Annotated in this window: 21 protein-coding genes; 16 read left to right on the forward strand and 5 right to left on the reverse strand. The window is 35.2% G+C overall.

The window, feature by feature from the left end:
• Nucleotides 1-57 precede the first annotated feature (57 nt).
• A complete protein-coding gene (locus U8526_RS05610) occupies nt 58-795 on the reverse strand; it encodes a WxL domain-containing protein (protein ID WP_334340983.1) in 738 nt (245 codons plus the stop codon).
• A 289-nt stretch (nt 796-1,084) separates the two neighbouring features.
• Between U8526_RS05610 and U8526_RS05615 the strand changes: the two genes are divergently transcribed.
• The 15 genes from U8526_RS05615 to U8526_RS05685 all read left to right on the forward strand — a co-directional run bounded on the left by U8526_RS05615 (nt 1,085) and on the right by U8526_RS05685 (nt 16,982).
• Nucleotides 1,085-1,957, forward strand: coding sequence for an ROK family protein (locus U8526_RS05615; protein ID WP_334340984.1), 873 nt, complete (start codon nt 1,085-1,087; stop codon nt 1,955-1,957).
• Nucleotides 1,958-2,075: 118 nt separating this feature from the next.
• Nucleotides 2,076-2,345, forward strand: a complete 270-nt coding sequence (rpsN, locus tag U8526_RS05620; RefSeq protein WP_334340985.1) for a 30S ribosomal protein S14 — start codon at nt 2,076-2,078, stop codon at nt 2,343-2,345.
• A 630-nt stretch (nt 2,346-2,975) separates the two neighbouring features.
• Complete coding sequence (locus tag U8526_RS05625) at nt 2,976-3,125, forward strand: teichoic acid D-Ala incorporation-associated protein DltX (RefSeq protein WP_025085928.1); 150 nt, start codon at nt 2,976-2,978, stop codon at nt 3,123-3,125.
• Between the two features lie 18 nt (nt 3,126-3,143).
• Nucleotides 3,144-4,664 (forward strand): D-alanine--poly(phosphoribitol) ligase subunit DltA, encoded by a 1,521-nt coding sequence (dltA, locus tag U8526_RS05630; protein ID WP_334340986.1) that lies wholly within the window; start codon nt 3,144-3,146, stop codon nt 4,662-4,664.
• Nucleotides 4,657-5,868: a D-alanyl-lipoteichoic acid biosynthesis protein DltB gene (gene dltB / locus U8526_RS05635; RefSeq protein WP_334340987.1), complete on the forward strand. Its 1,212-nt coding sequence runs from the start codon at nt 4,657-4,659 to the stop codon at nt 5,866-5,868. The genes dltA and dltB overlap by 8 nt, the downstream gene beginning before the upstream one ends.
• 21 nt (nt 5,869-5,889) lie before the next feature.
• Nucleotides 5,890-6,129: a D-alanine--poly(phosphoribitol) ligase subunit DltC gene (dltC, locus tag U8526_RS05640; protein WP_442886199.1), complete on the forward strand. Its 240-nt coding sequence runs from the start codon at nt 5,890-5,892 to the stop codon at nt 6,127-6,129.
• Nucleotides 6,130-6,132: 3 nt separating this feature from the next.
• On the forward strand, nt 6,133-7,395 hold the full coding sequence (dltD, locus tag U8526_RS05645) for a D-alanyl-lipoteichoic acid biosynthesis protein DltD (protein ID WP_334340988.1): 1,263 nt from the start codon (nt 6,133-6,135) through the stop codon (nt 7,393-7,395).
• Nucleotides 7,396-7,510: 115 nt separating this feature from the next.
• Nucleotides 7,511-7,924, forward strand: coding sequence for a MerR family transcriptional regulator (locus tag U8526_RS05650; RefSeq protein WP_334341145.1), 414 nt, complete (start codon nt 7,511-7,513; stop codon nt 7,922-7,924).
• A gap of 797 nt (nt 7,925-8,721) precedes the next feature.
• Entirely contained in the window at nt 8,722-9,933 is a 1,212-nt protein-coding gene (locus U8526_RS05655) for a quaternary amine ABC transporter ATP-binding protein (protein WP_442886200.1), read from the forward strand.
• Nucleotides 9,926-10,789, forward strand: a complete 864-nt coding sequence (locus U8526_RS05660) for an ABC transporter permease (RefSeq protein WP_334340989.1) — start codon at nt 9,926-9,928, stop codon at nt 10,787-10,789. The genes U8526_RS05655 and U8526_RS05660 overlap by 8 nt, the downstream gene beginning before the upstream one ends.
• A gap of 10 nt (nt 10,790-10,799) precedes the next feature.
• On the forward strand, nt 10,800-11,705 hold the full coding sequence (locus U8526_RS05665) for a glycine betaine ABC transporter substrate-binding protein (RefSeq protein ID WP_334340990.1): 906 nt from the start codon (nt 10,800-10,802) through the stop codon (nt 11,703-11,705).
• A 221-nt stretch (nt 11,706-11,926) separates the two neighbouring features.
• A complete protein-coding gene (locus U8526_RS05670; protein WP_334340991.1) occupies nt 11,927-12,790 on the forward strand; it encodes a helix-turn-helix domain-containing protein in 864 nt (287 codons plus the stop codon).
• A gap of 166 nt (nt 12,791-12,956) precedes the next feature.
• The gene (locus tag U8526_RS05675) at nt 12,957-14,084 is read left to right on the forward strand and encodes an AI-2E family transporter (protein WP_334340992.1); all 1,128 of its coding nucleotides are present in this window, start codon (nt 12,957-12,959) and stop codon (nt 14,082-14,084) included.
• Nucleotides 14,085-14,122: 38 nt separating this feature from the next.
• Nucleotides 14,123-14,908: a hypothetical protein gene (locus tag U8526_RS05680; protein ID WP_334340993.1), complete on the forward strand. Its 786-nt coding sequence runs from the start codon at nt 14,123-14,125 to the stop codon at nt 14,906-14,908.
• A 313-nt stretch (nt 14,909-15,221) separates the two neighbouring features.
• Complete coding sequence (locus tag U8526_RS05685; RefSeq protein ID WP_334340994.1) at nt 15,222-16,982, forward strand: thiamine pyrophosphate-binding protein; 1,761 nt, start codon at nt 15,222-15,224, stop codon at nt 16,980-16,982.
• 74 nt (nt 16,983-17,056) lie between these two features.
• Here the strand turns inward: U8526_RS05685 and U8526_RS05690 are convergent, their stop codons facing one another.
• From U8526_RS05690 to U8526_RS05700, 3 genes are all read right to left on the reverse strand, one after another.
• Nucleotides 17,057-18,964, reverse strand: coding sequence for a beta-glucoside-specific PTS transporter subunit IIABC (locus U8526_RS05690; protein WP_334340995.1), 1,908 nt, complete (start codon nt 18,962-18,964; stop codon nt 17,057-17,059).
• A gap of 4 nt (nt 18,965-18,968) precedes the next feature.
• Nucleotides 18,969-20,246, reverse strand: coding sequence for an apiosidase-like domain-containing protein (locus tag U8526_RS05695; RefSeq protein ID WP_334340997.1), 1,278 nt, complete (start codon nt 20,244-20,246; stop codon nt 18,969-18,971).
• Nucleotides 20,247-20,423: 177 nt separating this feature from the next.
• Nucleotides 20,424-21,437, reverse strand: a complete 1,014-nt coding sequence (locus U8526_RS05700; protein WP_334340998.1) for a LacI family DNA-binding transcriptional regulator — start codon at nt 21,435-21,437, stop codon at nt 20,424-20,426.
• A gap of 163 nt (nt 21,438-21,600) precedes the next feature.
• Here U8526_RS05700 and U8526_RS05705 point away from each other — a divergent pair, with 163 nt between their 5' ends.
• The gene (locus tag U8526_RS05705) at nt 21,601-23,040 is read left to right on the forward strand and encodes a glycoside hydrolase family 1 protein (RefSeq protein WP_334341000.1); all 1,440 of its coding nucleotides are present in this window, start codon (nt 21,601-21,603) and stop codon (nt 23,038-23,040) included.
• A gap of 97 nt (nt 23,041-23,137) precedes the next feature.
• Here U8526_RS05705 and U8526_RS05710 read toward each other — a convergent pair whose 3' ends face one another.
• Nucleotides 23,138-24,568, reverse strand: a complete 1,431-nt coding sequence (locus tag U8526_RS05710) for an L-fucose/L-arabinose isomerase family protein (protein ID WP_334341001.1) — start codon at nt 24,566-24,568, stop codon at nt 23,138-23,140.
• Nucleotides 24,569-24,828: the final 260 nt, after the last annotated feature.

The raw sequence follows: 24,828 nt of genomic DNA on the forward strand, positions 1-24,828 counted from the left end.
AAAATAGCGATAGTAATCAAAGAAGATTACCATCGCTATTTTTTTGTATTCGAAATTTTAATTAGTTGTTACAGTTGGTTTTGCGGTTAAAGTCCAAGTTACTACTGCATTCATATCTTTAGAAGACTTGTCGTAATTGATATTCGAATCTTTAGGAAGAGTCATGCTTGCGGAATCGGGTGTATTGAAGTTAGCTTTAACAACACCAGGATTGTATGCCCCCTTATCTAAATTTATAACCGTTGAAGTAGTACCAGTTTTGGAAGAATCCAATGAAGCTGATTTAGTGAAAAGATTTGAAGAGCTGCTGGATACGTTATTGTTATCAGCGTCTAATAAAGGTACTGGGTTCAAGTCAAGAATAGCATCGAGAGATGTTTGACTATCTTGACTAACTAATGGACTCATTTTTGCAGTCAAAGTGAAGCCAGGGATATCTTCCTTGGCTGTTAAATTACGTGAATCAGTGACTTGAAGAAGGCCCTTGCTGTTACCATCCTCTGCGGAGCCAGTTGCTACATTACTCTTTAACTTAACCGTAGATCCTAAGGAAATGTTACCAAAATTGAAATCAGGTACAGCATCAAGTGTCAAGATACCTGAAAGAACTGTTACATTAACAGTAGAGGTCTTAGAATCAGTTATAGTACCATCACTAGCTGCTTCAGTAGAAGGATCAGTACTGCTTACGGTAATAGGGGTAGCTTCGGCAGCCTTAGCAGTTGTTAGGGGAGTTAAAGGCAAGCTAAGACTAGCCAAAGCTAATACGCGAACAATATTTTTAAGTAATTTCATTAGCTAACCCCCTAACTATATTAATATGAATCTATTTCATACTTAGAGTTTATCAAAAGAAGCCATACGGTTTGTATCTAAATTTATAAATGTTTTTTATCTAAATTGAAAAATGATTATGAATAAAAATAAAGATTATTCTACTTAGAAATTATAAATAGTCTTTTTTTATGTTTAAACATCATTATATAACAAAAAAATGTTATTTTTAACGCTGTTGAACGTTTTGTCTATATCTATGGTAGTCTAGAAGTATTAAATGAAAACGATTGCACTGGGAGAGATAGAAATGAAAGATGTTGCTTTAATTGATGTTGGTGGTACTAGTATTAAATATGGACTATGGGATAGTCAAAAAGACCAATTAGTTGAGAAAGGTGCTTTTGATACACCTAAAGATCTTGCTGGCTACTATGCAGGCCTAACAAAGGTGATCGACAACTATAAAGCTAACCATGAATTGGCCGGAGTGGGGATGAGTACTCCTGGAGCTGTGAATAAGGAAACTGGTGTTATTGAGGGTGCCAGTGCGTTGCCTTACATTCATAATTTTAAGATACAAGACGAATTGGAAAAACGCTTTGGCTTGCCAGTAAGTATGGAAAATGATGCCAACTGTGCGGCACTAGCTGAAATGGATCGAGGAGTAGCTAAGGGTCTAAAGAATTTGATCTTCATCGTTATCGGAACTGGTGTTGGTGGCTCAGTAATTATGGATGGTCACGTTCATCATGGTAAGCATTTATTCGGTGGTGAATTTGGTTACACCATTGCTGAAGGCTACAAGACGTTAAGTAATGTTGGTACAGCTGTTTCATTAGCCAAACGTTACAATGACGCCAATGGAACTAACTATTCTGGTAAGGATATTTTTGACTTAGCTAAGAATGGTGACAAGTTGGCTCAAGAGTATGCTCAAGATTTGTATCATCATTTGGCTGTAGCAATTTATAATTTACAATATGGCTTTGATCCAGAAATGATCGTGTTGGGTGGAGGCATATCACAGTCTGAAACTTTGATACCTAACATTGAAAAAGAGATTCAAGTAATACTGGACAAAGTGGAGATTGCTCCATTTATGCCAGTCATCAAAGCATGTAAGTATCGTAATGATGCTAATTTGATTGGTGCTTACGTTGATTTTAAGCAAAGCATTTGAAAAGCTATGTAATTGCTGATACTTTGGAAGTGACGTAGTGGGCAAGTGTAAGTCCATACGTTTCGAGAAATCATCAGTAATGACTTCCTAACATTTTTAAAAAAGAGGTTAGGTTAATATGGCTCGTAAAGCTAAAATTGAACGTGAAAAAAGATTACAAATGACGGTCGCGTATTATGCGCCCTTACGTAAGAAATTAAAAGCTGAACATAATTATAAAGCTTTAAGCTTGTTGCCTCGAGATGCTTCACCAGTTAGGTTGCACTCAAGGGATAAGATAGACGGACGTCCACACGCATATCTCAGAAAGTTTGGGATGTCTCGGTTGAACTTTCGTCGTTTAGCTCATGAAGGTAAGATCCCAGGCGTTAGAAAAGCTAGTTGGTAAAAAATATAAATAGCATCTACTTAGAAAATTTATGGTACGTATAAAATTACGTATAAAGAATTTTTAAGTGGATGCTATTTTTTGTTTTCAAAAATACCCGAATAAACAAATATGAGAATTGTGATTTTTGTTATTTCATGTAAATAAACTAAAAAATATATCGTTGTATTGTAAGCGCATTATCTTACAAAAATGTCACATGAGACTAACACTTTAGTAATTGTGGCGATGATTTATTTACTTTTGATTTGGGTTGTTCATAATGAAAAACGGTAAAGCAATTTGAAATCATAATTTATTAATCATAAAAGGACTAATTTGTTGTGAAAAAGCTTACCGATTACGAAGCGTATATTGTGGAAAGTCAATGTTAATTCAATTATAATAAATTTGTTTAAACAGATAATTAATCAATCCTATGTCGGCGTTGCGATTGGTCAAAAAGCAATAAATCATTTTATAAAAAAAGCCTACTTATGATATGGAAGATTTTATTATAATGTTTATACAAATGATATAGAAATAAAAATAATCAATTATTTTAATTAATTTTCTAGTTTGACACCATTTATATAGAATGGTTAGATAGTTTTCGCATAAAGCAAACTCTTTTTTAACGAGGTGTTAGTTATGAAAAATAGTCTACTTGTTTTTCTAAAAAAGCCAGCAACGGTTTTTGTCATTAAAACAGTCGTATTTTTTGCTATTTTCTTAGTGCTTTTATACATATATGGATATAACGGTGTTGGTAGTGCCAAATTTATTTATAACGAATTTTAACGGGAGAAGGTAATATTAATGAATAAAATCATTGAAAAAATAACCACCGTCGCATTACAAAACCCTAACAAAGTTTGCTACAAGAATGGGTCAGAAACACACACATATCAAGAACTTATGCAGGAGTCAGATCGTGTAGCAAGTTTTATTCAAGAAAAATTCTTACCTGCAAAAAGTCCATTGATCGTCTACGGTGGACAACAATTTGAAATGTTAGTAATGTTCTTAGGCTCAATCAAAGCGGGACATGCTTATATCCCAGTCGATGATGGATCAGATCCACAACGAATTGTTCAAATCAATTCAGTTGCAAAGCCTTCTTTGATTCTTAACTGGAGTGATGTTACTGATTTTGGAGTTGATACTCCACAAGTAAGTAAGGCTGAACTTTCTGAAGTATTAACTTCAGAAAATAACATCTATGACAACAACCTCAGCGTTGGTCCAGATGATAACTTCTATATCATTTTTACTTCAGGAACAACAGGTACTCCTAAGGGTGTACAAATTAGTACGAACAACATTCTAGATTTTGTTCAATGGGCTGAAAAAGAATTTAATTATTCAGACAAGATGAACATGTTGTTGCAAGCACCATTCTCATTCGATTTATCAGTCTTTGATATCTACCCAGGCTTGATAAATGGCGCTACATTGAATGTAGTTGACAAGAATACAACTCAAAACTTTGGTAAGTTGCAAGAAGCTATTCTTAATTCAGATTTCAATACTTGGGTTTCAACACCATCATTCTTCGAAATGTGTCTACTATTTAGAGGATTTGATGAAGAACACATGCCACAATTGAACAAATTTATCTTCTGTGGTGAAGAATTAACTCACGCAACTGCTAAGAAGTTGTTGAAGAAATTCCCTAGTGCTGAACTTTATAACACTTATGGTCCAACAGAAAATACAGTTGCTATTACATCAATTAAGATTGATCAAGATGCTTTAGAGAAATTCGACCGTTTACCAATTGGTTATTTGAAGTCAAATATGGACCATCAGATTCTCGGTGCGGTTGATGAAAAAACTGGTCTTATGACGGGTGAATTACTAGTCAGCGGTCCAGATGTTTCAAAGGGTTATCTCAATAATCCTACACAAACTGAAAAAGCTTTTGAAGAAATTGACGGCAAGATGTTCTATCACACTGGCGATATGGTCAGTGAAGCCGATGATGGCTTATTGTTCTATCATGGTAGAACCGATTTCCAAATCAAGATGCATGGTTACAGAATTGAATTAGAAGAAGTGGATTCAATGCTTGGTAACTTGATGCAAGTCAAGCAATCATGTACCGTTCCTTTGTACAACAATAAGAAACAAGTAAGTAAGATGATTGCTTGTATCGTCTTGGAAGATGAATTTAAAGACAACGATGCGAATGATTTAAATTCTGATATTAAAGATTCCTTGAGAGAAACGACAATGGAATACATGATTCCTAACGTTTTGAAATTCGTAGAGCAACTACCTATTAGTAAAAATGGAAAAATTGATAGAAAGACTTTAATAGGTCAAATTAATGAATAACATTACACCTTACAGTAGTCCTCATTATTTTATCTATTTAATGTTGCTCTTGTTACCGATCATGATCGGATTGTGGTTCGGTAAACGTTTCAGAGTTTATGATTTCTTCGCAACGGTTGTTATCTTAATAATAACGTTCTTTGGTGGCAATATGTCACAAGGAATATCACTGATCTTCTACGTTCTTTACGAAATGTTGTTGGTCTTCACATATCTGTCGTATCGCAAGAAGCACAACAATTTCTGGATTTTTACCGGTTATGTAGTTTTGGCAATTATTCCACTAGTTTTCGTAAAGCTAGACCCACTTCTTAAGAATCAAACAATTTCACTATTTGCCTTTTTGGGTATTAGTTATTTAACTTTCAAGGCTGTTGAAATAATTATGGAAATCCGTGATGGTGTGATCAAGGATATTAAACCTTACGAATTCGTTCGTTTCTTACTATTCTTCCCAACCATCTCATCTGGACCTATTGATAGATTCAGACGTTTCCAAAAAGATGTTGATAATGTTCCTAGTCGTGATGAATATGTAGAACTTTTGCACACTGGTGTTAACAGATTGATGCAAGGTTTGTTGTATAAGTTTATCATCGGTTATTTCTTTGGAACATTGTTATTACCAAAAGTTGAAGTTTTGACTCTATCATATAGAGGCGAAACTCCGTTAGGACTTTCTTGGGCACTGTTAGCCTACATGTATGTATATAGTATGTATTTGTTCTTCGACTTTGCTGGTTACTCACTTTTTGCGGTAGCAATCAGTAATTTCATGGGTGTTAAGACACCGATGAACTTTAGAGCTCCATTCAAATCCCATAACATTAAGGATTTCTGGAATAGATGGCATATCACTTTATCATTCTGGTTCCGTGATTTCATCTACATGCGTCTAATGTTCACCGTGATCAAGCACAAATGGTTGAAGAATCGTGTCACAATCGCCAATGTCGGATATATTACTTTATTCCTAATTATGGGATTCTGGCATGGTGAAACTTGGTACTACATCGTTTATGGTATTTTCCATGCCGGTGCAATGATTACCAATGATGCTTGGCTAAGATATAAGAAGAAGCATCGTAAACAGATTCCAAGCAATAAGTTTACTGAAGCATTTGCTATCTTCTTAACGTTCAATATTGTATGTTTCAGTTTTATGATTTTCTCAGGAATTTTAGATAAATTATGGTTCGTTTAAATATAAAGGAGAATTTTAATTATGGATGATATTAAAGAAAAAATTGTAGGTATTTTGCAAGATGTTACAGGTTTAGATAATGTTGGACAAGATGCTGATCAAGATTTATTCAAAGATGGTGTTTTAGATTCAATGGCAACGGTAGAAGTACTAGTAACACTCCAAGATGACTTTGACATCCAAGTACCAGTTTCAGAATTCGACCGTTCACAATGGTCAACAGTTAATAAAATTGCTCAACGTGTACAAGAATTGGGCTAGACTATGAAAAAAAAGTTATGGATGATTTTTGGACCTGTTATAGTTGCCATTGCTGCTTTACTGCTCCTTCTCTGGGCGCCAATCAACTTTAAGACGGTTACACCGCAAAAAGTTAAACAGGCCGCTACTTCATTGGACATCCGTGTTTTGAAGGGTGAAAGCGTGAAGAATGCTGCTGAGAAGGAAAACTATATTCCTATTATTGGTTCGTCAGAGCTTTCTAGAATGGATCCGTTCCATCCATCTTCCATGGCGCAAAAATATCATTGGAAGAATAAACCATTTTTACAAGGTAATCCTGGTACTGCTTCATTGACACAAGCAATCAATGTCGGTGGAATGTCCAACCTTGCAGGAAATAAGGCCGTATTCATTATTTCCCCACAATGGTTTAGTAAATCCGGTGTACAAGCTGATGCTTTCAAATATTTCCTATCACCATTGCAATTGACAGGTTTCATATTGAAATCCAACACTGGTGATAAAGCAATGAACAAATATGTTGCTGGAAGGATTCTTGATTTGGGAGTCAGCAAAGGCCCCATCGAGGATGATGCTCTAGAACGTATTTCCGAAGGTAAACAGATTACTAGTTTCCAACGTTTCTATATTGAGACATTCGTACGTTCAAGCTTGCAAAGTCAAGATAACCTCTTCGGATCATTATCAATGAATGATCATGAAAAGATGATTGACGATGCCTCAGCCAAGTTACCAGATAGTTACAATTACAAAGATTTAAATAAATTAGCTACTAAGATGGCGAAAAATAATTCACGTGATAATGATATGCAAATCGGTGATTCTTTCTATAGACGTCAGTTGAGAAAGAGAATTAGAACTTATAAGAATACTCACTGTCACGTAAAATATACTAGCTCACCAGAATACAATGATTTTCAGGCACTACTTTATATGTTTGCTCAAAATAAAGTAGAAGTAATGTTTGTTATTCAACCAATTAATCCACATTGGGTTAAATATACAGGAATGCCAAAGAGTTCTATTACTAACTTCGATAAGAAGATCAAGTATCAATTAAGAACTCAAGGCTTCAATAACATTGTCGATCTTTCCAATGTTAAAAATTCCAACTATATCGCTGAAGATACTATCCATATGGGTTGGCGTGGCTGGTTGATGCTAGATCACCACTTAAAAGACTATTATAAGGATAAGAAAGCAAATCCAAAGAATACACAGTATAAGATGGATAATTACTTCTTAACCAATGAATGGGCACAAACTAAAAACGTTACAAAATAAAAAGATGCAGAATTTTGCATCTTTTTTTGTTTTTCAAGTTTTTAATGGTAACATCATTCTAATACCTAAACTTAGCTTTAGGTCAAAGGCATATGGAGGTTTTTTTATGCAAGAGATGGAGACTACTTATTCAATCGGAGAAGTAGCGGAAAAATTTGGACTCAGTTTACCAACAATTCGTTACTATGATAAGGAAGGCTTAATTCCGAATCTTAATAAAAATGAGGCTGGCGTTAGACGTTTTACAGATGAGAACGTTGGCTCATTACAAATGATTGAATGTTTAAAGAATGCAGGGATGCCAATTAGAGACATTAAACAATTCATGCAGTGGACTCTTGAGGGAGATGCTAGCTTGGATAAGCGCTATAAGATGTTCCAAGAGCTACGTGTTTCGGTTTTGAAACAAATGGAAGCTATGCAAAATACACTCAATACGATTGATTTTAAATGTAAGTACTATGGACAAGCTAAAGCCGATGGAACAGAGAAGTATGTAAAAAGCAAAATGCATTTAGAGAGACCCTAGCAAGCAGTTTTAGAAATTTATTGGTCCAATATAGATAAATGGGAATTTTAACTCCTGAATAAAAATAACAGCTTCTATTAGGTGTTCAAGGTATGAGTATATACTTGAATGTCTTAATAGAAGCTATTTTTAGTTAATGTTTGAATTCTTACAAGGATTTGTTTAGCGCCAATATTAATAAAATAGATGTAATTAACCATCTTTCATTTTTTTCGAACTAAATATTCGAATTAAATAATAGAAGTACTCTTTAGTCCGGAGCAAAAATTGGGAATGCGTTCAGCTATGAGATCATTGTTACCGGCTTTGCCGGTTACAATGAGGCCGACTTCGGAGATCCATTATTTTGCACGAAGTGTAAAATGATTAGCTCCGAATCGCGCCCATAGCGTTCCAACAGCATTCCCAATTTTTGTGGAGGACGGCAATTCACAACAACAACCAATCTCGAATAAGAACTGAATTTAAATATAAGTGCTATCCTTTTTGTTCAATGAAAAAATAGAATAATATTATGAAAATTTTAGATTATTTTTTCATAAATTTTTCTGATGACTTTGTGAAAGCTCTTAAGCCTATACGGTAATTGAGGTTGAACGATACTTGAAAATGCCGAAAATTGGGACTTTTTAGTTGTTTAAACGGCTTACATAAGGTTCAAATATTTGCACAAGCTCGAAATATTTGTTAGGGTTATAAAGGTCGCTGTTATTTATTTGTTAAATAATAGCTTTTTTATTTCTAATTAATGAGCATAGGAAAATATGTTTATTTCAATTCCAAGAATGGGGGATTTAATGAGTACTAATAAGAGTACAAAAGTAGAAGTCAAAAACTTGACGAAGATCTTTGGTAAACACATCAATAAGGCCAAAGAACTAAGTAGGCAAGGTAAAGATAAATCGGAAATTCTCAAGGAAACAGGTGCCACACTTGGTGTAGACCGTGCAAACTTTAAAATTTATAATGGCGAGATCTTCGTTATTATGGGTCTATCTGGTAGTGGTAAGTCAACATTGGTAAGAATGATCAATCGTCTTATCGACCCCACTGAAGGGGAAGTATTGATTGATGGCGAGAACTTAATGAAGATGGATAAAAAAGAACTTCGTGAAGTCCGCCGTAAGAAAATGAGTATGGTTTTCCAAAACTTTGGATTATTACCTAATAGAACAATTTTGGAAAATGCCGAATATGGCTTGGAAATTCAAGGTGTAGATAAAGATACACGTGAAAAGAAAGCCAAAGAAGCCTTGGAAACTGTTGGTATTACTGGTTATAACGAAGAATATCCTGATCAATTGTCAGGTGGTATGCAACAACGTGTCGGTTTAGCCCGTGCTTTAGCCAATGATCCAGAAATCCTATTAATGGATGAGGCTTTCTCAGCTCTTGATCCGTTAAATAGAACTGATATGCAAGATCAACTTTTGGATATCCAAGAGAGATTGCATAAGACAATTATCTTTATCAGTCATGATTTGAACGAAGCCTTAAAGATTGGTGATCGTATCATGATTATGAAGGATGCTCGAGTTATTCAAACAGGTACACCGGAAGATATCTTGACACATCCTGCTAATGAATATGTTGAAGAATTTATTGAAAATGTTGATAGAAGTAAGGTCTTGACTGCCGGAAACGTAATGATTCGTCCTATGACAATCAATATTGAAAAGGCCGGTCCTCGTTTGACATTGAAGATGATGAAAGCTAACGAAGTTTCAACTGCTTATATCGTCAACAATGAACGTAAATTACTTGGCGTAGTCGATGCTAATGATGTTATTAAACTAGTTCGTGAGAAGAAAGGGGATATTACACCTATTATTCAAACTAAAGTTCCAACAACCGAAGAAGATACACCAATTTCTGAATTAATGGATGATATTTCGCAAACAGGTATTCCATTTGCCGTTATCAACGATAAGAAGCAATTGAAGGGAATTATCGTTCGTGGTGCCGTTCTAGGTGCCTTAGCCGGAAATGAGGTGAGCGATTTTGAATAGTCTTTTATTAGGTAGTATTCCACAAATTCCGTTAGCACATTGGATCGATGGCTTTGTCGATTGGTTAGTACAATTCACTGGCTTCTTCAATGCCATCACTAACTTTATTGGATCAATTAACAATGCCTTTCAATGGGTATTCGATATTATTCCAATCTGGCTCTTTATTGTTTTAGTTATCGCTTTAACTTATTACGTTAATCGAGATAAACAAAATTGGGGCTTACTGATTTTTGAATTCTTAGGTCTCTTATTGATCTGGAACTTGAATTATTGGCGTGATATGACGCAAACATTAACCTTAGTATTAACTTCAAGTTTGATTGCGTTAGTTATTGGTATTCCACTAGGAATTTTGATGGCCAAAAGCCACATTGCCGAAGTTATTTTGAAGCCAGTTCTTGACTTCATGCAGACAATGCCAGCCTTTGTTTACTTAATTCCAGCCGTTGCCTTGTTTGGTATCGGTATGGTTCCTGGTATCGTAGCTTCAGTTATTTTCGCTATGCCACCAACAGTTCGTATGACAAATATGGGTATTCGTGAGGTTCCTGATGAATTGATCGAAGCAGCTGATTCATTTGGATCAACTGAATGGCAAAAACTATTTAAGGTTGAATTGCCAATTGCCAAAACCAGTTTAATGGCTGGTGTTAACCAAAGTATGATGCTTTCACTTTCAATGGTTGTTATTGCTTCTATGATCGGTGCTATGGGACTTGGTACTAAAGTTTACTTCGCCGTTGGTAGAAATGATGCTGGTAATGGTTTCTCAGCAGGTTTAGCTATTGTTATCTTGGCTATCATCTTAGATAGATTAACTCAATCATTAACTAGAACACGCAGAAAGAACTAGGAGGGATTTTTTGAAGAAACAAAAGTTTATTAAACTTTTCTTGTTAGCAATATTAATCATCCCAATTATTTCCGCATGTAGTTCCCAAACAGCTCCGTACAATAGTAAGGAAAAGTTGGGCCAACAAATTAATTACACTATTACAGGTATTGATGCCGGTGCTGGTGTAATGGCTTCAACCCAAACAGCTTTAAAAGATTATGGTTTGGAAAATAAGAACTGGCAATTACAACCTAGTTCAACTTCAGCCATGACTAGTACTTTGGATAAAGCATATAAAAATAAACAACCAATTGTGATTACCGGTTGGCAACCACATTGGATGTTTACAAAGTATAAATTGAAATTCTTAAAAGATCCTAAAAACGTTTATGGTAAAGCAGAACATATCAATACCATCGTTCGTAAGGGTTTGAAAAAGGATAAGCCCGAAGCATATACTATTTTGGATCGTTTCCATTGGACACCTAAACAGATGTCGAGTGTTATGTTGAAGGTCAATGGCGGTATGGATCCAGATAAAGCTGCCAAACAATGGATCAAGAAGAATCCGAAATTAGTTCAACAATGGACTAAAGGTGTTAAGAAAGTTAATGGTAAGTCGCTAAAAATCACATATGTTGCATGGGATTCTGAAATTGCTTCAACTAATGTGATTGCTCAAGTATTGAGAAATCAAGGTTACAAAGTAACTATTCAAGCTATGGAAATGCAACCAGTTTGGGCTTCTATTTCTACTAAAGCTGCTGACGCGACTGTTAGTGCTTGGTTACCTAAGACATCAGCTAAGTTCTATTCTGATTACAAAGGTAAGTTTGAAGATCTTGGAGCTAACTTAGAGGGTGCTCAAGTTGGATTAGCAGTACCAACATATATGACTAATATTAATTCCATTAATGATCTAAAAAATAAATAAATCACTTAAAGATTGGAAGAAATTCCAGTCTTTTTTGCTTTAAATAGCTTTTTAATATATATATGGAATAAAATTGACGATTAATCAGGGATTCAATTATATAAAATAATATTGCTAACGTTGGTCTAGACATTATGACAACTTTATAGCAATGACACACCTTAAATAAGGGTATATAATTATATTAATTATATATAAAATTATTATACAGGGGCGATGGCGTGGATATTCAAGCGTTTATTGATAGAAGAAAAGAATTAGGTCTCTCACAAAAAGAATTAAGCAACGGTATCTGTACTCAAGCAACTTTAAGTAAGTTTGAGAATAATGGTAAAATTCCATCATTGAAGATTCTAATTAAGTTATGCAATCGTCTTGGATTATCTTTAGACAGCATTATTGGCGTAAATGATAGCAGCAGTAAAAAGGTTGCTAAAGAGATGAGTCAAGCAGAGTTTAATTTGATTATTCAAGAATACGATGATGCCTGGACAATTATCAAGAAGATTGATCCGGACATGTTGAACAATGATAAAAACCTCTTAATGCAATATTATTATCTAAGAGGTTATTTGAACGTGCTAGATGATGGCGATCTATTCGATGCCGTATTTGATTTTAATCGTATTTTGTCCGAATTGGATATTCGGGGCGAAACGATTTTTACCTTCTTGTCATATGTAGGTATGGGAATGGTTTATGGCAAGCAAGGCGATGATTCGAAGAGTGAATACTACTTCAGCAAGGTCTTCAATAATATTTATACAATGTCAATTGATGATGTAAGCAAAATTTGGCGTTATATCAATATAATTTTCTATTGTGCAATTTATTATTCGGAGAAACAGGATTTGGAAACGGCTAATACGTTGTTAAATTACGGTGTGAAAATTTGTGCTGAGAATCATGTTACGTATTATATTGCTCGAATTTATGCGCAGTTGGCAATGAATGAGAGTCGAGTTAATGGTAACAATGACAAGGTGCAGGATTTCATCAACAAGGCATTAGTTTTCTCAGAGTTTAATGGCAATAAGAAAGAAATCGAAGTTATCAAGCGTTGGGTACAAGCTAATAAGCTTTAAATAAAAAGAGACGTCTGTATGACCAATATATGTTGGTTGATATGGACGTCTCTTTTAATATTGATGATAGCTGCGTCCACCGCAAACATTAGTGAAGAATAACCTAAATACCATGACATCCTCTTTTGTGATATATTAGTTAAACTAAGTAAATAAGGAGTATTCTATGAATCTAAGTCGAAAAAAGTTGATTCAGTATGGAATAATCATCGTTCTAGCGCTGTTTATCTTGATATACCCAGTTCAAATTTATAATATCCTTTTAAAGATATTTGGAATTGCTATGCCATTGATTCTGGGTGCTGTGATGGCGTATGTCTTGAATATTTTGTGTGTTAAGTTGGAAAAATATTTCTTTCCTAATACCAAAATCAAAATTTTACAAAAGAGTCGTCGTGGACTGGTTATCTTGAGTACGCTGGTTATTGTTACATTGGTGATGACAGGGGTATTTCGTTTGGTGTTGCCACAATTTTTCAACGCTTTGGCTGACTTTTTCAAGAATATTCCTTCGTTTGTAGACGGACTTTCGAAGCTATTAGAAAAAATAAATCATAATTCAGTTGTCTCTGATCAATTGGAATCACTCAATATTGATTGGTCATCAATTCAGAGTCGGGTTATGAAGTATCTAACTAGTGGGGTAGGTGGCGTCTTTGGTTCTACCTTTAAGATAGTTACAGGAATTACTAAGGGTTTTGTCAACTTTATTTTGGCTTTAACGTTTGCTATTTATATTTTAGCTACAAAAGAAAAGCTTGCTAGTCAATTCAAAAAATTAGCTAATGCTTACATGAAAGAAAGTTATCTAAAGAGAGTTAACTACGTTATTGGAATTGCTGACAACATGTTTAGCCACTTTATCGCTGGGCAAGTAACTGAAGCGATTATTCTAGGAAGTCTTTGTTCATTAGGAATGCTGATTTTTAGATTTCCTTATGCACTGTCAGTTGGAGCTTTCGTCAGTATCACGGCCTTGATTCCAATTCTAGGAGCTTGGTTAGGCGGAATCGTTGGTTTCTTATTGATTGCTGTTAAATCTCCAATAGAGGCGATATTCTTTATCATCTTCTTACTGGTCTTGCAACAATTTGAAAGTAACGTAATTTATCCAAGAGTCGTTGGAACGTCAATTGGCTTACCAGGGATTTGGGTTTTGGCCTCGATTACCGTCGGTGGTGGTCTTGGTGGAATCGTCGGAATGCTTTTGGGAGTGCCAGTCGCCGCAACTATTTATCAAATACTTAAGAATGATACAAATCGCCGATTAAATACGGCAGAAAAAGTAAAATAGTTATATAATTTACAAAATTGCACTAAGGAGAGATTGCTTTGTGGAATAATTATTTTGATTTTGTGTTAATTTTCGTAGCTATTTTTACTTTAGTTCCGTACTTAACATCGCTAATAACTTCTTGGTTAGGACATCTTTCTAAAATCACCTTGGTGAATAATTTAGGAAACAGCAGCCAGTTAGTCGTTGGTGGAGTGGGTGTCGTTATTCATGAATTAGGACATGCTATATTTGCCTATTTATTTGGACACCAAGTAACAAAAGTTCAGCTATTGAATTTAGATTATCGTCAGTCAGGCTCATTAGGTTCAGTCGACCATCGATGGAATGATCGTAATGTCTACCAGATGTTGGGAAATTTCTTTATTGGCTTGGCACCTTATTATATGTGTTCGTTAGCGTTGTATTTATTGCAAAAGTTTTTATTGAGGGCACAATTTAGTTTTAGCACTTTGATCCAGAGTTTAAATGTTAATAGATCAGTATCCATTGGTGTTATTTTTGATTCTGTTTTAGATAATATGAAATCCAGTTTTGCCAATGCTTCGTGGTGGATGATCTTAATATATGTAATTTTAACGATCATGATTGCCAGTACGGGATATGATTTAAGTAAGAATGATTTTATCACTGTTAATAAAGGTATTTTGCCTTGGGTCGTCGTTTTAATTGTTTTAGGATCAGTGCTTTACTTGTTCAATTTGAGAGCAGCTGTGATGACTGGAGCAATTTATTTCGTAGCCTTTTCAATTTTGTTTATGTTCCATGCCATTATTAGTATTGTGCTAGCGATGGTAGTTATTAAAATCTTAGGATTTATCTAAATTAAGAAGCATCCATTTTTATTAATGGGTGCTTCTTTTTTATCCTAAAATGACTGTACGGTTTGTCTCATGCAAACAGTTTTATTTATAAAAGTGATTTAGTTTGTCGATAAAATCATCTTGTACAGCGTAAGGACAGAATTTGCTGTCACAGTTATTATTGCTTTTTAAAACTTAAGAAATTAATTTTTTGACTAAATAATAAACGTAGTTGCATTTTCGTTTTTGAAGAATTGGATTATTTGAAGTTCGACTATAAATATCAGATTATTACTTTTGCAATAGTATTATTCTTTGAAAAGGAGATTCAATTATGACAAAAATGATAGCCGGACAAGCTTTAATTAAGGTTCTGGAAGACTGGGGTGTAGATCACGTTTACGGTATTCCTGGAGGTTCGATTAATCATACTGTTGAAGGGTTGTACTTAGAAAGAGACAAGGTAAAATACATTCAAGTTCGTCACGAAGAGGTCGGTGCTATGGCTGCCTCCGCTGACGCTAAATTTACTGGCAAAATCGGAGTATCATTTGGTTCTGCAGGCCCTGGTGCTACTCATTTATTTAATGGCCTATATGACGCTAGACAAGACCACATTCCAACACTTGCTCTAGTAGGACAAGTGGGACAAGGTAAGATGAATAGGGCTTCTTTCCAAGAGATGGACGAAGATCCAATGTTTGCGGATGTGTCAGTCTACAACCGTACAGCAACGACTGCTGAACAGATTCCTTATATTGTTAATCAAGCAATTCGTGCCGCTTACGAAGAAAAAGGACCAGCTGTGGTTATTCTTCCCGAGGATTTGACAGCTGAAGAAATAGATTACGAGCCAAGAAAGACTCCAGCAATTAGGGGACATAAGTATGCTGAGAGCGTCGACCCAGAACAAATTGCTACGGTCGTGAAGATGATAAAAGAAGCTAAACATCCAATCATTTATGCTGGTCGTGGTCTTTTAGGTGCAAGAGATACATTGACAAAGTTCTCAGAACAATTCAGTCTTCCTGTATTCAATACTTCAATTTCTTCAGGTGTCATTAGTACCGATCATCCTAACTTTATTGGTACATCCGGACGCTTAGGCAATAAGCCAGGCTATGAAGTTTTAGACCATGCCGATTTAATTTTATTTATTGGTTCAGAATTTCCATTTGCTTCATATTGGTCATCGAAGATCAAAGTTATTTCGGTTAACAATAATCTCTTTGATATTGGTAAAACAGTCGATGCAGACTACGGTGTTTTTGCTGATGCTAAGACGTTCTTGCAAGGGATGATTGACACAGGCGAAAGTATTCCTACAACGGATTGGTTGGAAGCTAACCGAGAAAATAAGAGAAATTGGGATAAATGGTTGGATAAATTAGCCGCTGATGACAGTGATGGCTTGCATCCAGAAGCCATTATGAAGAAGATCACTGAAATCTCAGGTCCAAATGATACTTTTGGCGTTGATACAGGTAATGTTACTGAATTTAGTGTCAGGGGGTTACCAATGAACAAGAATCAAAAACTAGCTATTTCCGGATTGTTTGCGACAATGGGATTTGGTTTGCCAGCCGGTTTATCTGGAGCTTTGAGTGTTCCCGATGCACAATCATGGTCAATTTCCGGAGATGGTGGCTTTTCAATGGTCATGCAAGATATTATTACTGAAGCTAAGTATGAGTTACCAGTAATCAATGTTGTGCTAACCAATGAAATGTTGGGTTACATTTATTATGAACAGTTCAAATCAAAACAACATATTTTTGGAGTTGATCTGCAAGGTGCTGATTGGGCTAAAGCAGCTGAAAGTTTAGGTGGAATAGGTTTCACAGTTTCGACTGTTGCTCAAGTTGACAGTGTCTTTGATAAAATCATGGCTCTTCAAAAAGCAGGCAACAAGAAACCAATCGTAGTCAATGCACTCATTCGTCATAATGATCCAATTGGAACAGGCTTCGTTCCTGTTGATCCTAAGTTATATGACCAAAAGGTTATTGATGAATACGCAAAACGTTATGAACTTGATCCTAAGGAACAACCATCATTAGGTGAAATTCTCAGAGCTAAAGGCGATAACGAGTAAAAAAATAATCTCAGTCCATTGGAATGGATTGGGATTATTTTAGTTATAAAATTAAAAATACATATAGTTTTAGATTAGGCATGACTAGTAACGGTGCCGTGAATAACATTATCGCTAGACTGGTTGGAAGCATTTAGTAAATTATCACCATGTTCAATTGCTTGATTGGATTTTAGAATACTTATATTTGTAAAATCATTGGAGTTGGTGATGATGATTGGAACAGTGATATCATAACCATCTTTTTGAATGGCCTCATAATCAAACTTCTCCAGAAGTTGACCAGCTTTAACAGTGTCTCCTGCCTTAATCTTTGTATCAAAGTGTTTACCTTTTAGATTAACAGTATCTAAACCAATATGGATTAATAGTTCTACACCGGAATTGGATTTTAAACCGATAGCATGTTTTGTAGGAAATACCGATACGACTTCTCCGTCAAATGGGGCATAAACCTCACCGAGACTAGGACTAATGGCAACACCTTTGCCCATAAATCCTTTTGAAAATACTTCATCATTTACTGATGAGAGTGGCATAACTGTACCTGATAGTGGTGATTCAATATTAGAATCTGTTACTTCAGTAGTTTCTTTTGTATCTTTTTTACTTGGTTTAACACTAGGAACTAAAATCAATGTTAAAACTAATGCGATTGAGAATGCTACTACTAATGAAATTAGGAAACCGATGAATGCGGAGTTAATACCATGGTTACCAATGAACATTGGGATACCAAAGACACCACCTGATGCAAATCCACCAAACATTTTAGCACCAGAGAATCCAGCAATAGCACCACCAAAAGCAGAACCGATAGAAGCCATTAAGAATGACTTCTTGTGTGGAAGTGTAACGCCATAAATAATTGGTTCTGTAATTCCAAGGAATCCTGAAATTGTTGCTGAAATAGATAATTCTTTAAATTTAGGGTCTTTAGCTTTAATGGACATAGCTAAAGCGGCACCAACTTGACCGAAAACGGTACAGTAAAGCATAGCATTAATTGGATCAAATCCCTTTGTAGCAATATTGTTTAGGAAGATGGGAATGAATGCCCAGTGTAATCCCAAAAGAACTGCTAATTGCCAAATACCGGCTAGTAGGAATCCAGCAATAACTGGGGCGACTCCATAAATCCATAAGACTGCGTCGGCTAACCATTGACTCAAAGTACTTGTAACTGGACCAACGATAAGAAATGATAGTGGGACAACGATAACTAGTGATAATAATGGGACAAAGATACCCTTCAATTGTTTTGGAACAATCTTATTCAAATACTTTTGAACGATGGAGAGTAAATAGACAGCGGCAACAATAGGAATTAATGTTTGGGTATAGTTCATAAGAATAACAGGAATTCCCATGAAATGTAGAGCTTTGCCGGCACTGTATGCACTCACCATAGTAGGGTAAACTAATGCACCACCAATAATAGCTGAAAGAAATGGATCTGTTTTGAAAGCTTTAGCAGCAGAGAAGCCCAAAACAATTGGTAAGAAATAGAATACGGCATCTGAAGCTGCATATAAAATCATGTAGGTGCCTGATTTTTCAGTTAGAAGACCTGTAACTGTACATAAAACAAGAATACCTTTTAGAATACCAGCTGAGGCTAAAGGTCCAAGAACAGGCATGAAGAGGGATGATAGTAATTCAACCAACGAATTCCAGATATTTTTCTTCTCTTTCTTTTCGTTAGTGGATGCACTTGCACGATTTTCATCGACCTTTAAACCTAATATAGGCATTACTTGATCATAGATGTCTGCAACTTTATCACCAATAACTACTTGATATTGGCCACCACTTTTAATTACGGTCATTACACCGTCCAGATTTTTAATATCATCCGTCTTGGCAATATTTTCATCTTTTAATTTGAACCTTAATCTAGTTACGCAGTGGATTAAACTATTAACATTATCTTTTCCACCAACTAAATTAACAATTTGTTGTGCTAATTCTTTATCAGTCATGATCTTACTCCTTTGTGAGAATAATTATGCAATCGGATTGAACATTACTCATATTTAGAGTTTTGGGTTTAAACCAATCTAAAATTTTAGTGTTATGTGTTAATAAATCGATAACTTTTGCTTGAGAATTTTCCTCACTGAAATCAAAGTCTTTCAAATTTACTTTAGTGTTAGTAGGTAAATAGATAATCAATTTATCTTTTTTAGAATTTGTTGCTGAACGAATGCTATTTTCATTGTTAATTTTGATATTTGTTGGATAGCAGCCATTTGGAAATTCTGTTTCCATAATTTGTTTTAAAAATGCAATGTCATTAGCGCCATTGAAATGAATTGCATCATGCCAATCAAATGGAGAATCAAATCCTTCACCCTCAACTACACCAAATGTTGCACCAGTGTGATGCCAACTCCAAATTCCGTGTGCACCATAGGTGATACCAGCATTAGCACCTGATAAAACGGAACTCCAAGAAGCGGTTCTGACGTCTTTAGCAGAATAACGTCCATACATGTTACGACTATAACTAATTTGTTCATAACATGGTTCTGTGTTGATTATTGGCTTGTCAAAACCTAGAGACCTTTGATGCATTGGAATGTCATAAGCAGTATGTTGACCTTCAAAGTTATGACCAGATTGATAACTGAAGAAATCAATATCTTTTTTGAATTCTTCAGGTAATTCTTCAAATCTTCCTTTAATGTGGAATGTATAGATTGCATTAGGATCAGTTTCTCTAGCGACTTTAAATACTTTTCTATAATATTTAACAGTTTCGTCGGTTGGAAAATCAGTATCGCCACTTACAAAATAAATTGGATTGAACTTCTTAAATCTGTTTGTAACATATTTAACGTAGCTTTCAATTTGTTCATATGGAAATTGATTATTAATGGCTAAGTGTGAAGCCCAAGTTCCAGGAACATAATTACACCACATAAGAACTAAAACAGGGACCATGTCACGCTTTTGCATTTCGTATAACATCTGTTCAGCACGATCAAAATATTCTTGATTTATTTCTGAATAATTAAATGAATAACTTCCATCCTCATGTCTAGTGATGGGAAATGGATATAGATTTAAATCATCTCCACTGGCATCCCATTGTTTAAGAACGTTTATTTGTATTGCATTAAATCCTTGTTGTTTACGGTAGTCCAAGTAATATTTCCAATCACTATTTGAAATATTGGTAAAAGCACTCCAACAAGTGTCTGCTAAGTAGAAAAATGGCTTATCATCTTTGTAAAGTTGATGATGATTTACTTTAAGCATTGTTGTCCTCCTTTTTTTGTATCCGCTTTCTTTTAACAGCTTTAAATTACCACATAGATTATTAAACATCAAGTGTATTTTACTAAAATAAAGCTAAAACAAATTAACTAATTTATATAATCGTTGATTTAACCACGGTTTTAAGCAATAAAAAAAACCAAAACTTTTTGTTTTGGCTTAAATAGAATTGCGTTTAATTAGTTTAGTTGAGATAAGAGTTTTTTGTGGAGACCAGTTTGGAGTAAACAATCGTCTTTGAAGTTGGAACAATGCTTGTTCAGCCATTTGACCAACTGGCACGTGAATTGTTGTTAGTTCAGGACTGATCAGAGAACTTTCATAGATATCATCAAAACCAACAATTGCTAATTGCTTAGGAATTTTAATATTCTTTTGTTGAGCAGCTTTGATCAATCTTATAGCAATATAGTCATCTTCACAGAAAATTACTTCAGGCAAATCTTTTTTTGTTATATCTTCAATATCTAATCCCTTAGGATTAACTTCTGTAGGTGAAACAGAATAGAAGTGATCATTATTGATTTTAATATTAGCCAATTTAAGTGCATCACGGAAGCCACGTCTACGTTCGATAAAATTAGAAATTATTTTATCAGAAGCAAAGTAACCGATATCTTTGTATCCCTTACTTAAAATATAATTTCCAGCTAACATAGCACCTTGATAATTATCCATTGTGACAAAGTCAGCAGTGATGTTGTCAAAGTAAGTATCAACAAAAATGACACTGCCTAGCTTACTGTTTATTAATTCTGCCTGAGTAGCATTCAAATCAGTCCCCAAGACGATAGTACCATCGTTTTGATCCTTTTTGATCTCATCTAATGTTTGAGGGAGCGATTCACTGTCGGTAGTAATTATTTTTAAACTTCCACCAGTTTCACTGACTTTCTCGGATAAGGATGAAATAAGACTGTCAAAGAAGGGCAGCGAACGATAATTTCCACTGACCAAACCGGCTGCTTTAACAACTAAGAAATTAACGCTGGTAAGGACTTTGTCAGTATTTTTTCTGTTCTTTCTTAAAGGTTTGTAACCATATTTGTTTACTACGTCAAAAATTTTATCTCTAGTTTCCTGACTTACACCGTCTTTACCATTTAGGGCTAAGGATACGGCCGACTTAGAAACGTTGGCGAGGCGGGCAATGTCATCCATTTTTACTGTCATGAGATGACCTCCTATCATCTAAAATAATACTAAATTAAAAACACTATTGCAAAATTTATTATGCTTTTTATGTAAAATAATCTAATTTGTTTAGTAAAACGTTTACAGGAATGCTTAATTTGCGGTATCATTACATTAAATAATTTATTTTGAGGTGAATCTAATGACAGAATTTCCTAAGAACTTCTTGTGGGGCGGTGCCACAGCTGCTAACCAACTAGAAGGTGGCTATAAGGAAGATGGACGTGGTCTATCTATCGCTGATGCTTTACCTGGTGGCAAGAAGAGATTCCAAATTGTTCAGAGTCCAGACTTTGATTGGACAATTGATGAGAGTAAGTATAAATATCCTAATCACGTGGGAATTGATTACTATCACCGTTTTAAAGAAGATATTAAATTATTCGCCGAAATGGGCTTCAAGTGTTATCGTTTCTCCATTGCTTGGTCCAGAATTTTTCCAAATGGCGACGAAACAGAACCAAATGAAAAAGGCTTGGAATTCTACGATCAAGTAATCGACGAATGTTTGAAATACAACATTGAACCTGTAATTACTATTTCTCACTATGAGTTGCCATTGAACTTGGCTAAAAATTATGGTGGTTGGAAGAATAAAAAATTAATTACATTCTTTGAAAGATTCGCCAAAGTCGTTTTGACTCGTTATTACAAGAAAGTTAAGTACTGGATGACTTTCAACGAAATCAACAGTGCTGCTCACTTCCCAGTTATGGGCCAAGGCTTAGTTCCATCAAATGGTGCCAATGATAAGAAGAATGTCTTCCAAGCATGGCATAATCAATTTGTTTCTAGTTCTAAGGCTGTTAAAATTGGTCACGAACTAGATCCAAATTTGCAAATTGGTTGTATGATTCTTTACGCTACAACTTACAGTTACGATGCTAATCCGGTTAATCAATTAGCTACTTTGCAACAAAATCAAGATTTCAACTTCTTCTGTGCTGACGTTCAAGTTCGTGGTAAATATCCAAATTACACGAAGAGATTATTAGACAAGTACGATTTGAAGTTCTCTGACTTAGACATAACCGATGAAGAATTGGAATTGCTCAAGAAGTATACCGTTGATTATATTGGATTCAGTTATTATATGTCTTCAGCAGTTGAAACAACGCAAGTAAACAACGAAACTGTTAGTGGTAATTTGCTCGGTGGAGTTAAGAATCCATTCCTTGAAGCCAGCGAATGGGGTTGGCAAATTGATCCCGCTGGTTTGAGAATTGCTTTGAATCAATTGTATGACCGTTATCAAAAACCATTGTTCATCGTTGAAAATGGTTTGGGTGCTATCGATAAACCTGACGCAAATCATTATGTTGAAGATGATTACCGTATTGAATACTTGAAGAAACATATTAAGGCAATGGCTGGTGCTATTGACAATGGCGTTGACTTAATGGGTTACACTCCATGGGGTTGCATTGATTTAGTTAGTGCTTCTACTGGTGAAATGTCGAAACGTTACGGCTTTATCTATGTTGATTTAGACGACAATGGCAACGGTACTATGGACAGATACAAGAAAGAATCATTCTACTGGTATCAAAAAGTTATTGAATCAAATGGACAAGAATTGTAATTAGAAGATTGGGTCAAAATGGCTCAATCTTTTTTTATTTTGGAAAACAAAAAGGTGATGACTTTTAAAAAGTACATCACCTTTTTGCATGTCTGGATTACTTAATGATTGAAGAAGTGTCACCACGAAGGTAGGCTTTAACATCATCTTCGATAGGATCGTAGAAGTCGGGTGTAACACCTAAATACTTACATGCTTCGTAAAGAACAGGCACAACGTCATCACGAACAGCAGCCATGTGATGGATATATGGTCCATAAACTAGTTTAGTTTCAAAGCGGTTGAGGTTAGCAAATTGTAACCAGATATAAGTACCTTGTTCATATGGTCCTTCACAGGTTTTGGCATTGCCCATTAGCATTGAGTACTTGCCATTATCGCCATCGAAACGGCAGAGAGTATAGTTACCATCTTGTGCTTGGAAGCCGACTGACCCTGGGTAATCGAAAACAAAGTGAGATTTTGGCAAATAAGGTTTGTTCTTAGCAGTTGAGTAAGGAAAGACGCCCAAGTGTTGTAGTAATTCGCCATTAGGATTTTCGGGATGACGACAGTTAACATCAGCAAAGATAGCTCTGTGATCACCCATAGTTGCGGCCTCAACTAGCAATTCAGAAATAACACCATGAATATCAGTTTCACAAGTTACAGGTAGGCCTTCATCTTGGAGCAATGATTCAGAAGCATAAGGAAGAATACCAATCTCATCCTGAAGAGCAGTCCAGCATTGGATGGCAGCAGAGTTACATCCATATTCCTTGGCAAGTCTCTTGATGGCGACTTTAAGAGCAGCTACCATTTGCAAATCTTTATCAGAAATTTGAACATCAGCGACTGAATTTAGAGTATCTTCAGTTTCGACAATTTCAGGATCTTCTTTATCGATCAATTCGTGGATCTTCTCAACTAGTTCAGTGATAGGAATAGGTGATAGTGAAATATTGAATTTCTCTAGTAATTCGCCTTCGTTGACCATTGTGCTCCAGAAATCGAAAGGACGAGGTCCAATTTGCAAGATACGGGTATTCTTGAATGTCTTAACAACATTACATACTTTGATGAAATCATTGACTCCTTGTTCAAAAGCAGGGTCGTCAAGGTCACAATTTTTTACATATGTGAATGGGATTTGGAAGCGACGTAAAACTTTACCGATTGCAAACAAACCACATTGAGTATCTCTTAAACGTGAGCCATCCGGTGCGGGTGCTTCATCTTTTGGTCCCCAAAGTAAAACGGGAACGTTCAACTTCTTAGCTAGACGAGCACATTCGTATTCAGTACCGAAGTTTTCATTAGCTAGAAATAGTCCGTCAATATTGGCATCTTGGAATTTCTTGGCAATCTTATTCATACCTTCATCATCGTAGAGAAGACCGTCATCATTAACATCTTTGATATCTACGTAATCAACGCCCATATCATCAAGCTTCTTACGTGTGTAATCAGCAAACTCAATAGCAGCGTCAGCTGAGAAAATATTTCTTCTAGTAGGTGCGAAACCTAATTTGATTTTATCTACACTCATAAATAATTACTCCTTAATTTAATAAATTAATTATTTGGAAAGCGTTTCCACAACTAAACTATAAAACTGATTTAACTATTAAGCAATAGTTTATTAAAACTAATTACTAAACATAAATGAAAAATTTACAAGCAAACACTGTTATAACAGTACTCTTAAACAATAAATTAAAAATGAATGATGCTTGAATATTCGTATCTCTTAACTAAACTATTGAAAAATTTAGGTAAACGGTTTAGTATACTTGTTGAAAGCGATTG

The sequence above is a fragment of the Companilactobacillus sp. HBUAS56275 genome (assembly GCF_036913655.1).
Lineage (GTDB): Bacteria > Bacillota > Bacilli > Lactobacillales > Lactobacillaceae > Companilactobacillus > Companilactobacillus pullicola.